This window comes from Campylobacter concisus, from assembly GCF_902460665.1.
Taxonomy (GTDB): domain Bacteria; phylum Campylobacterota; class Campylobacteria; order Campylobacterales; family Campylobacteraceae; genus Campylobacter_A; species Campylobacter_A concisus_AL.
The window spans coordinates 462,451-474,001 of record NZ_CABPUR010000002.1 but is presented as its reverse complement, the minus strand read 5'-3'; the positions used below and the strand labels follow the sequence as shown (position 1 = coordinate 474,001).

Annotated in this window: 9 protein-coding genes; 3 read left to right on the top strand and 6 right to left on the bottom strand. The window is 34.9% G+C overall.

Annotated elements, in window-relative coordinates; all coding sequences use genetic code 11:
- The first annotated feature begins 81 nt into the window (after positions 1–81).
- Positions 82–2,313, top strand: coding sequence for a nitric-oxide reductase large subunit (locus F3G66_RS05680; protein WP_021090748.1), 2,232 nt, complete (start codon positions 82–84; stop codon positions 2,311–2,313).
- Positions 2,314–2,384: 71 nt separating this feature from the next.
- Positions 2,385–2,927, top strand: a complete 543-nt coding sequence (locus F3G66_RS05675; protein ID WP_021090645.1) for a DUF1523 family protein — start codon at positions 2,385–2,387, stop codon at positions 2,925–2,927.
- A 453-nt stretch (positions 2,928–3,380) separates the two neighbouring features.
- On the opposite strand, the gene hpf is transcribed toward F3G66_RS05675, so the two are convergent.
- From hpf to fliW, 6 genes are all read right to left on the bottom strand, one after another.
- Positions 3,381–3,908: a ribosome hibernation-promoting factor, HPF/YfiA family gene (hpf, locus tag F3G66_RS05670; RefSeq protein ID WP_021090930.1), complete on the bottom strand. Its 528-nt coding sequence runs from the start codon at positions 3,906–3,908 to the stop codon at positions 3,381–3,383.
- Between the two features lie 80 nt (positions 3,909–3,988).
- Positions 3,989–4,414 carry a hypothetical protein gene (locus tag F3G66_RS05665; RefSeq protein ID WP_188115833.1) on the bottom strand — a complete coding sequence of 142 codons (426 nt, stop codon included), beginning with the start codon at positions 4,412–4,414 and terminating at the stop codon, positions 3,989–3,991.
- Positions 4,411–5,427, bottom strand: coding sequence for a type II secretion system protein (locus F3G66_RS05660; protein WP_223154219.1), 1,017 nt, complete (start codon positions 5,425–5,427; stop codon positions 4,411–4,413). The genes F3G66_RS05665 and F3G66_RS05660 overlap by 4 nt, the downstream gene beginning before the upstream one ends.
- Positions 5,424–6,119 (bottom strand): type II secretion system protein, encoded by a 696-nt coding sequence (locus F3G66_RS05655; protein WP_149707420.1) that lies wholly within the window; start codon positions 6,117–6,119, stop codon positions 5,424–5,426. The genes F3G66_RS05660 and F3G66_RS05655 overlap by 4 nt, the downstream gene beginning before the upstream one ends.
- Positions 6,113–10,339 carry a hypothetical protein gene (locus F3G66_RS05650; protein WP_149707419.1) on the bottom strand — a complete coding sequence of 1,409 codons (4,227 nt, stop codon included), beginning with the start codon at positions 10,337–10,339 and terminating at the stop codon, positions 6,113–6,115. The genes F3G66_RS05655 and F3G66_RS05650 overlap by 7 nt, the downstream gene beginning before the upstream one ends.
- A 60-nt stretch (positions 10,340–10,399) precedes the next feature.
- Complete coding sequence (gene fliW, locus F3G66_RS05645) at positions 10,400–10,783, bottom strand: flagellar assembly protein FliW (RefSeq protein ID WP_021090460.1); 384 nt, start codon at positions 10,781–10,783, stop codon at positions 10,400–10,402.
- 112 nt (positions 10,784–10,895) lie between these two features.
- Here fliW and F3G66_RS05640 point away from each other — a divergent pair, with 112 nt between their 5' ends.
- Complete coding sequence (locus F3G66_RS05640; RefSeq protein WP_072594822.1) at positions 10,896–11,543, top strand: outer membrane protein assembly factor BamD; 648 nt, start codon at positions 10,896–10,898, stop codon at positions 11,541–11,543.
- Positions 11,544–11,551 lie beyond the last annotated feature (8 nt).

Here is an 11,551-nt window from a genome sequence, read left to right as displayed (position 1 = left end):
CTTTTATTGACATATATCATTAGCTGCTTTTTTAAAATGAGATAAACTTCGCCTTAAAATTTTTAAAAAAAAGGAGAATCAATGCGTGAATACAAAAAGTATTGGCTAGCACTTGTTGCAGTACTAGTAATTTGCTTTAGTATTTTAGGCTACTACGGCGTTGAAGTTTATAGAAGCTCGCCACCAGTTGTAAATTTTACAGATGAGAATGGCAATGTCGTTATCGACAAAGAGAGTATCTATAAAGGTCAAGAGGCCTGGCAAAGCATAGGAGGTATGCAAGTTGGCTCTGTTTGGGGGCATGGCGCATATCAAGCACCTGATTGGAGTGCGGACTGGCTTCACAAAGAGTTAGTTATATTTTTAGAGTTAAAAGCAGATGAAATTTATCACTCAAAATATGCTGATTTAAATGATGAGCAAAAGGCAAATCTAAAAGTTCTACTTAAAAAAGAGTACCGAGAAAATGGCGTAAAAGACGATAAAATCGTACTTAGCAGCGATAGATTAAAGGCTATGAAACAAGTAAGCCAAGAGTATTCATCACTTTTTGGAAATGACCCTAAGTTTAAATCTTTAAGAGAAGCTTATGCGATGAAAGAAAATACTCTTCCAAATGCTTCTGATAGAGATGATCTTAATAACTTTTTCTTCTGGTCAGCCTGGGCAACCGCAGCAAATAGACCTAATAGCGATGCTACATACACAAATAACTGGCCACATGAGCCACTAATCGATAATGTACCAACAAGCGAAAATATCTTTTGGTCAATCGCAAGCGTTGTAATACTTATTGCTGGTATTGGATTTCTTGTTTGGTTTAGCTCTTTTTATGGCAAAAAAGATGATGAAAAGTTGGAAGCTATTAGCGAGGATCCGCTTAGTAAATTAAGCCTAACTCCATCTCAAAAAGCTCTTAAAAAATATCTTTTTGTAACTTTGGCTCTTTTTGCATTCCAAATTTTAATAGGCGGCTTTACAGCTCACTATACAGTAGAAGGACAAGAATTTTACGGTATAAATTTATCAGCTTATATTCCTTATTCACTTGCTAGAACATGGCACATTCAGGCTAGTATTTTCTGGATTGCGACAGGATTTTTGGCAGGCGGTCTTTTTCTAGCACCTATTATAAATGGCGGTAAAGATCCAAAATTCCAAAAACTTGGCGTAGATTTATTATTTTACGCACTACTAATCCTTGTGGTTGGCAGTTTTGCTGGCGAGTATTTAGCGATCGCAAATATTATGCCTATAAATTTAAGCTTCTGGTTTGGACACCAAGGATATGAATATATCGAGCTTGGACGTGTTTGGCAAATTATTTTATTTGTTGGTCTTGTCATTTGGATGCTACTTTTACTTCGCGGATTTATTGGCGGATTTAAGAACAAAGGTGATAAAAATTTACTTGCTATCTTTGCAGCTTCAGCCGTTGCAGTTGGATTATTTTACGGAGCAGGATTATTTTACGGTCAAAGAAGTCCACTTCCAGTGATGGAATACTGGCGCTGGTGGGTTGTACACCTTTGGGTTGAAGGCTTTTTTGAGGTCTTTGCTACCGCTTCACTTGCTTTTGTGTTTGTTAGTCTTGGTCTTGTTTCAAAGAGATTTGCTACGTTTTCAACACTTGCGAGTGCATCACTTTTCTTGGTAGGCGGAATTCCAGGAACTTTCCACCACTTATATTTTGCGGGCACTACGACACCTATAATGGCAGTTGGCGCTAGCTTCTCAGCACTTGAAGTAGTTCCTCTTGTATTGCTTGGTGCTGAAGCTTATGAGCATTACAGACTTCAGTTTGCTCAAACTTGGGCTAAGACATTAAAATGGCCACTTTACTGCTTTATTGCAGTTGCTTTTTGGAATATGTTAGGTGCTGGTGTATTTGGATTTTTAATCAATCCTCCAATTTCACTATTTTATATCCAAGGCCTAAATACGACTCCAGTTCACGGACATGCTGCGCTATTTGGTGTTTATGGATTTTTGGCACTTGGATTTGTTTGGCTAGTAGCTACTTATCTATTCAAAGGTCAAGAATTTGATGAAAAACTTATGAAAGTAGGTTTTTGGGGCTTAAATATAGGCCTTATGCTAATGATCGTGCTTTCACTACTTCCAATAGGAATTTATCAAGCATTTGCAAGCCTAGAGCATGGTATGTGGTATGCAAGAAGCGCTGAGCTTTTACAACAATCACACTTGCAAAATTTAAGATGGGTAAGAATGATTGGCGATACGATTTTAATAATCGGTGGAATCAGCTTCCTTGCACAACTTCTAAAATTTATGCTTAATAAAAAAGCTTAAAACTAAAGGGGTATTTTGCCCCTTTATTAAGCTATCTTTTCATAAAATAACGCAAATTTAAAAGGAAAGAAATGATTACATTTTTTAAAAGAATTTGCGTTATTTTTATCGTACTCTTACACTCTTTTTTGGCACTTGTAGTTGATTATTCGTTTCCACACTATGCAAATGTACAAATCACAGGTGGCGATGTCAAACGTATGGACAAAGATGGCATCATCGATGCTAAAAATCCGGCTGATGGCCCTACCAGAGATGTTTATTTTATCTATACTAAAGATTCTAATAATTCAAATAAAGTCATGGCTTATAGAAATGAAGATACTGCATGGGGATTTCCGTTTTATTTTAAATTTAACTCAGCTGATGTACAAGCCAAGGCCCAGGGCTTTGCAAATAGCGATAAAAACGTAACTGTAAAATATTATGGATATAGAATTTCTATGCTTCAAGAGTTTAGAAATGTCATCTCACTAAAAGAAAGCGGCACAGATACTAGTTGGCCGGTAGCTAGCTATGTATTTTACTTTATCTTGTTTATCTCACTAATCATTTGGATAAGAAAGATAAATAAGGCCTTTAGACCAAAAACTAGTGAAAATTTAGAGAAATAGATAGTATTTTTTTAGCTATTTGATATTTTAAAAATCAAAAAGAGAGCTTTGTCCCTCTTTTATCCTTAAAAATTTCTAGTGCTATCAAGTATTTTTAGCTCGTTTGCTCTGCTATGCCATCGCCGTATTCCTCTATTCTTTCCCAGTCCATAAAATAAAATTCTACATCTAGATTATTTTTAAGAAAACCACCCACTTTTTTTATGGCATTTAATTCTTTGCCTTGCCATTAATCAGTTGTGACCTAGTTTTAGTTTGCTAAGATCTTCTTAAAATGACTTACAGGGAAGCCTTCTTGTATCTAGATCTATCTTACGCAAGGATGTCTATTATATTTTTGAAAATTTAAAGCCATTTTGCTGGCGTAGCAGTCTTTGTAAGCAGTGTTTTGGACTATAGGAAGAAATTTATAGTGGGTCGGTATAAATTTTAGGGGCAAAGCTGCCCCTAATTTTAGTAAAGACCGAAAGTTCCGTCTGTTCTTTTGTAGATCACACGCATTTTTGCGTCAACATCGTTAAATACATAAAATTGTTTATCGCTTGATTTTAGTTTTTCAAGTGCTTCTTCGACCTCAAGTGGTTTATAAATTTCAAGTTCCATAGGTACGATCTCCTCGACACCTTCGATCTTTTCTTCTCCTATTCTTGAGCGAAATTCTTTGTCGTCAGCCTTGCCTTTTACGGTAAATTTCTTATCATGCTCTCTTCTTAAAACTTTTGATGCTTTTTCGATAGCAAGATCGATCGCAGCGTAAAGATCTTTATCTTTTTGGCGAACGACTATGGTGTCTTTATGGGCCATATTTAGAGAAAATTCTGCATTAAAGCCTTTTTTTCCTTGTTTTTCATCGGCTGCTACAACACATCTTGCTGAGATGATGTCGAGATTGTATTTGCCAAGCGTATCAAAAGCGTCTTGGATATAGTTTTTGATTGGCTCTGTTAGCTCAAATTGTTTTCCTACAATGCTTATGTTCATCGTAATCTCCTTTATAGAAAGTAAGATGATTATAACACGCTAAAACTAAAAACAAATTAAACTAAAATCTTTATAAAATTTTAAAGTTTCTGAAGAGTTCGTTTGTGAAAATTTATAGGATTTGGCGTTTTTTTATCTTTTGATGTTACAAAAACATCAAAGATCATGTTGCCAGTACTTGCGACTCCGTTTGTCCCTGGCATGATGGTCGGTGGAGTGCATATGCCGATATCGCCAAAGTAAGTTATTTTTACTTTAAAGTCGAACATATCGTTAAATTCCCCATTTACTTTATCTAGGCATTTATTTGAGAAATCGGTTCTAAAAATTTCAAACATCGCATACTCTGCTGCTGCTTGAGCAACGAGTTGTGCTTGCTCCCTTAGATAAATTTCACTGCTTTGTCTAGCTGATGTGCTAGCTATCGAAATGGCAAGAGTACTGATAGAAGCTGCTACAACTAGAAAAAATATCGCTGCTATTAACGTAAATCCTTTTCTCATCAATAAACTGCCTTTGATTTACAAATGGTTATTTCTGATTTTTCTGCTTTAAGGCAGAGCTTTAGCGCGATGACACCATTTTTTTCTGTAAAGACAAATCTTGTTACGTGTTTAGCTAGTGTCGCACTTTCGGCTTTGATAGCCTTTGTAGATGTTGGGCTAAATTTTTTAAAGCTTTCATTTAGCCATGGCCTATAATTGTAGTAAATTTTAAGGTCAAAAGAGCCATTTTGTATATCCTCGGCACTTTGCTCAGCTGGTGCTATGGCAATGGCTGTGTAAGCTAGCTTATACTGCTCTGAAATTTTTTTATTTTTAAAATCACTTGAAATTTTAAGCGTGTCGATTGATTGTATGCCAACTTTTGCGATATCTAAGTGCCTTTGGTCTAAATTTTCTTGATAGCCAAAGCTGCTACCAACTCTATAAAGTATTCTAGAAAATATCGCCACTAAACCACCATTTTCATTATCGGCGTTTATGCACCTAGAGCCGCTATTTGTATCTTCTTCATCGCTATCATTTTCGCAGGTCAAGTCCATTACGCCGTTTCTAAAAGCGTCATTAAATTTGCTTCCAGGACTTTTTAATCCATTTGCAATAGAACTATTTGCAAGATCTACATATCCGCTATATATGCCTTCTTCGATGATAGGATCTCCGTTAGTATCATCTCCTTTATATTCGTTGATGCCATCAAATAGCTCATAAGCAGCTGGGATAAATTCTAAAATTTCAAAGTCACTACTTAAATTTACGCCACTATCATTTAGGGCTAGATAATCTCCATTTTTTTTCCTAGCGATAACGCTTTGTTTGATTCTGTGGCTAAGTAGCATTGAAATTTGCTCTAGAGCGATTTCGCTTTGTGTTTCTAGTTCGTTTATTACTTTGCTTTGAAAATAGTTTTGATATAAATTCATAAACGTGTTAAAGCTCATAAGTGAGATAACACCAAGTACGGTGATGACTATTATTAGCTCAATTAATGTAAAAGCTTTTTTTGTTTTTTTCATTTCCATTCTTTTACACTTAGAGTACTGCTTTCACCTATATTAAAGGCATATCCATAAAGTACGCTTTTGCTCTCTTTTGTAGTTTTCATAGTCGTATCTAGCTTTATCTGTAAAACGTCACTATCATTTAAAGGAGTGCTAACTACAAATTTATAAGCTCCATTTGTTATAGTTGGAGTCGTCTCTGTATCTATGATAAAGTCGCGTTTAGTAGTGCTAGCAGTTGGTGAGATGGATTTTTGAGTATTGAAATTTTTGATAGATTTTACTTTAAAATTTACGCTTTTGATTGATTCTGGAAGCTTTGAATCATTAGGCCTTGTAGCACATGCAGATGAATTTTGCACTGGATATGCAAGTATCCTATGTCCCTCTCCTTTTACACCGCTTTTTTCATAAAAATCTGGATTTGCCCCTTGGTCGCAGATAATAAGAGGAAAAATTATAGCCTCTTGAGTAGTTATAGAAGATGGCATGGTATTTTTACCTGCTATTAAGACTTGATCACTAAATGGTGCTTTTAATATTAATGACATATAAGTTTTAGCATTCATTAGTCCTTCTTGCATTAAGGATTGCTCGCTTAAATTTGAAGTAGTTCTTACCGCTAGTGGCAGGCTTGCACTTACTATGGCTACTACAAGTACTGACAAGATAAGCTCTATCAATGAAAAGCCACCTCTTTTTACCACTCTATTCTCCTGTTTGTCTTGTCACTTATATCTAGGTTACTATCACTATTAGATTTTACTCCTATAAAACCTCCAACTGCACCGCTCGTTTTATCTTCTATATTGTTACTATTTAGGACTTTACCAGCCCATTCGCCATTTGGTACTAGAAAATTTAGATTGAAATTATTTGTTTCAGTTTTCTCATCAAATTCACTATAAAGAAGCCAGCTAGGTGCTCTCATTTTAGCCACATCAGTAACCGCTGAAGGGTTTCTTATAAAAATTATTTGCTCGCCATTGCTTATGCTACTTACATCATTTCTTAAAACAGTACCGCTGTAAGTGTTTGTAAAGCTAAAGTCATGATAGTTAAGTACTCCTGCATTGTGTTTTGGATTGGTAGCCCAAAATGGTGCAGCTGGAAAGTCTTGCCACAGTTTGCCATTATCTTTCATATAGATATTTTTATTGCATCCATCGCAGTAGGCACCATAATAAATTTTGGCATAAAAGCCGCTATAAAGCCCTTCATAAAATGGTGCATAAACCCTACCAAAGTAAAATTTTGCTGTCGTTTCTGTTGCTGGTTTTTCATATTTTTTTACTGTATCGGTGCTGTCTGACATACCGCTAAAGCTAAAATCATTACTCGAAATAGTAAAAGGATTTTTAGCATGATTTACTTTTCTTTCAAAATTAAAATATACTTCACCTTTGCCTACGCCATTTACAAAAGTATTTTTTTCTACATAAAATGTTGATTTTGTAGCACTTGGATCTATTGCTTTTCTAGTATTTGAGCCAGGAATTTCAAAAAATAAAATTTCTTCATTTGCTTTTGCTAATGTACCGGCATTGCCATCGTTATCTGTAAAATTTAAAGGAACTCTATCTAGCTTTATATCAAAGTTCATATTCTTTGCATAGCAATCTTCATTATAAAGTTTTGCAGGATCATCGTTAAACAGTCTAGCAGTTACTTCAAAGTCAAGCTTTGCTTTTTGTATGCCTTCATTATCAAGGTATGTTATATCGCTATCTTTTGTTATCTTTAACTTGCTTATTTGTATATCTTTTGGTCTAAATAAATAATCTCTATTACCTTCTAGCTTTATATTGCATCCGATCCTTCCTTCTTGAGCAGTATCTTGTGACGGATCGTTGCTAATTGAGTTTTTTACACAATCATCAGCTCTTGATGGTGTATGTTGATCAGTTGCTGTATAGTCTTTGTCTAATACATAAAAATATGTATCACCTATATCTGAGTAAGAAAAGCCAACAGGTCCACTTGATGTGTGACGGAAAATTTTACCCAATGCTTTATTTGGATCGTTAAAATCTACGCTTAGTTTGTTCTCGCTCTCTATAATGCTAGGATCGCAAGTCGCACTATATGCTGGTACAAGTTTTATCTCTCCATTTGAGCCACTTATGTTATTTATATAGCCATTTGCTAAGCCACTATCAAGAGGTTTCATAGCCGCAAGAGCAATGTCATTATAAATTTCGCCACCTATTAAAACATTATTATTATTATTATTATTGATCGCATTCTTCTTAGTATCCCATATTCTAAAGTGGCTTGGTCTTATGGCAAAATCATCTAATTTTTCGCATTCAACCTTTGTAGTATTTGTCACTGGATCAAGATGAGAGATTCTAAATTTTATGCTTTTATAGGCTCTGTCAATACTAATGCCTGATAACAAAATATCAGTTACGCCATTAAAAGTTATATCTTGTTCATATAAATTTGTTGGAGCATTGCAAGACTCGACCAACTCTACTTTTACATCTACTGGAGCATCTGGTACTTTTTTATTGCCATCTGTATCATAGTTTGTGATATAGACATTAAATGGCGTAGAAACGATTTTAGTTAGAAGTCTATTTTTAAATTTAGTTTTAAAAGTCGCTGAGCCATCGTCTTGTCTATTACTTGCGACGAAATTATTTGGACTGGCACTGACGCCTAAAGTAATGTTGTAATTTTGATTACTACATCTTCTTATGTATGTGTCATAGGGTTGTAAATTTATATCAGCATTTGCAACCGTGGCTTTGTAACTATTTGGCTCAAATTTAGACTTAAGGGTAGTTTCATATATGGCATAAGCGTAGTTGCCTTGATGAATTAGCATTTCTCCACCCTTATTTGCAGCAGCACCTTGTCCTAAATAAAAAGTTAAGTCATTTCCGCTTAATTGCTGCAGGCCTGTGTTGTCGTTATAGTGTACCTGTCCTGACATAGTAAGTAGATCACTAGGTCCTTGCGATGCTTTATCTGCGTAAATGTAAGTTGAGTTTGGATTATAAATTTGGCTTGGATCTATTGTGGCTTTTAGCGCAAAGTCTTGGGCAGCTTCATTAGTATTATTTGTAACTTCAACGAAAGTTTTTAAAATAGTATTTGCTGGCACTACTGTTGGAGTATTTTCTTGCACCTTTGTAAAAGTACTATCGCTAGGTTTTTTTGCATAAATATATTCCATGTAGCAAACATCTGGTTTATATATACGAGAAGAAAAGCCAACTAGAGCTAAATTTATACGGTCAGCACTTACAACATTAGCACCGCCTGAGCTTTTAATCGTTGTAACTGTAAATTTTATATCCGCTTCTTTTTGAGCATATGACATTTTGTCCGATATATCAAATATATCTAAGTCTGCTTGAGAGTGAAATTTTTTACCTGGATTTATAAGTTGTCCAAATTTTGTCATAGTTGAGTTAAACTGATCGCCTTGTGCGTTATATCCGCTGGTGATACTCTGATAGCTGCCACCTTTTTTTATCTTAATATCTTCACCCTTTGTTTCTGGCTTGCCGCCAAATGAAAACATTGTGAGCGAAGCATCTATATTTCCTGCTTTTGGTGTGTAGATATTTTCAAATTTTACATCTATGGTTGAGCTCTTTACAGTACCAAATGGATCGCTTGACTTCATCCAGTCTGCTGCAAGTCTTTCTAATCCATCAAATATACTAACAAGCTTTGGCTCTATATTGTTTGCTGCAGCGGTTTTATCATCAAAGTCATAAATGATGACTAAACTCCAAGCCGCAAATTGTGGTGCAATGGATTGTATCCAGTAGCCATTTTGCCCTTGAACTGGTGAGAATAGTAGCGTGCCGTATGTTTTTTTTAGTTTTCTATTAGTAGAGTTGTTTACCTTATATATGCCATCATTTGGGTCTATAAATCCATCACTAAAGGGAATCGTAGTTGATCTGATATTGCCAGCATAAAATGTCCTATCTGACTCGCTAGTGCCAAGAGAATCTCTAACTATATCTGTTACATCAGCGCTTGCTACATATTGGTAGTTTATTCCAGCTTTTACATAGTAGCTATTGGACTCGTTTTGATTATATGATTCAAGAGTCATTGATTTTGGTTTATACTCACTAAATGAGCCAAACCAAAAAACATCTTTTGGATCAGCATCTATTGTGATTACATTTTTTCCAGGAGCTTTAAAATCAATCCTGCTATATCCTTTTATGTAATTTAAAGCACTTACATATAAATTTGACCCAAGATTTTTTATTGCCCAGTTTTGATAAAGAGAGCCACCCCAGTAAAGCCTGGCATAGACTACGTTTTTGCCTTTTAAATTATTTTGTATAAAGGTATTTTTCTCACTAAAATCAAATGTGGAAGAGGATGAATTTTTACAATAAGGATGCTTGCTAGGATTATAAATATATGTTGTTTGACAAAGTGTGTAATTGCTAGGCGAAAAATTACCAGTATCTAAAAATATTCTATCGGCTGTAGATGATGTTCTTGTTACGTTAGATGGATCTGGAACAAAATTATATCCAGCGTATTGTGGAATCATAATAGTAGCACCAATGGTAGCTATATCTCCATTTACTCTGGTATTTAGATTTCCATTTATTGATCTTTGTCTTAACCCTTTAGAATTATCATCCCACATACCAGTTAATAGCCCATATCCCCATGGAGAAAATTGTTTTGCATAAATATGATAATGATCTTGTGCTACACCTGAAGAAAAGCTATTGGTATCTATCGTCCAGGTTCTATCAGATTTTCTTATGCAATGTGGGATATTTTTAGAAGAGTTGTCTTGGTACTCTTCAGCGTCTATAAAGCAAGAATAATTTGCTCCACTACAACCAATAGATGCTGCTTCTGCTATCGTACAAGCTCTGGGTGCACAAAAACCAAATGTGACAATAAAACAGAGTAAGTATGCTATCTTCACAACAAATCCTCTAAATAACAATAAAAAATCTCTCCTTAGATTTTTAAAAGCTTTTAGCTACTATTTTTGTATAAAATTTTCTATCATTTCAGCTTGCCCATACTGAGGATATTTGGCAATGTCTAAAACGACTTGAGATAAGGTCATATTGTCCATATTGCAAACGATAGGAGCTACAAAATTTACAGTTGATTTTTCAAGCGGGAGTGCAACAACGATAATGTTATAAATTCTAAGTTGAGAGCTTTCTTTAATCTCCATAAGATCTTCATAATAGCTTGGAATATCGAATTCGTAGCTTCTTAATGCAAAAGGATTTATCATTGTAAAAGATGTCTCGTCATCTTTGCTCGCTAGCTTAACAAAAAATTTATCAAGTTCAATTAACTCCATCGTCTTGATATGCTCAAAGCCTAAAATAGGGCTTTTAACACTAAAAATCATACTAACTCCTATTTTGTAAAATTGCTGTATTTTATCATAGTTTTAAAAAATTTATACAAAAATAATGCCAAAAAATGTAGAATACGAGGATTTAAACTTTTTAAGGAAAAGCATGAAAAGATTTTCTAAATTTCTAGCAGTTGTAGCTCTTTTAGGGCTTTTTAGTGGTTGTGCTGAAAAATATACCGAGCTTTACAATCTAACTCCTGATGAGTGGTATGCTCAGGTTATCGCTGATATAAAAGATGGTGATCTTGAAGCGGCTGATAAACACTATGTTTCAATGGCAAGCGAACACGTAGCAAGCCCACTTTTAGAGCAAATTTTACTTATCCTTGCCCAAGCTCACGCAAATGATGAAGAGTATCTTATGGCAAATCACTATCTTGACGAGTATATCAAAAGATATGGCGACAATGGCCCAAAAACAGAGTTTGCTCAGTATCTAAAGATAAAAGCAAATTTTGACTCATTCACTCAGCCAAACCGCAACCAAAAGCTTATGGAAGATAGCGTAACAGAGATCGAGAAATTTCTTTATATGTATCCAAATACTGAATATAAGCCACTTATCGAGACTATGCTTATTAAATTCAAACTCGCACTTTATTTCCTAGATATGCAAATAGCTGATCTTTACAATAGGACTGGTCGTGATGTTTCGGCCAAAATTTACGAGCAAAAACTTGAAGAGTCACCGTTTAGAAATTCTGACCTTATCAAGCCTGATGTAGCATGGTATAGAAAACTGTTTGAATAGGAGAAATT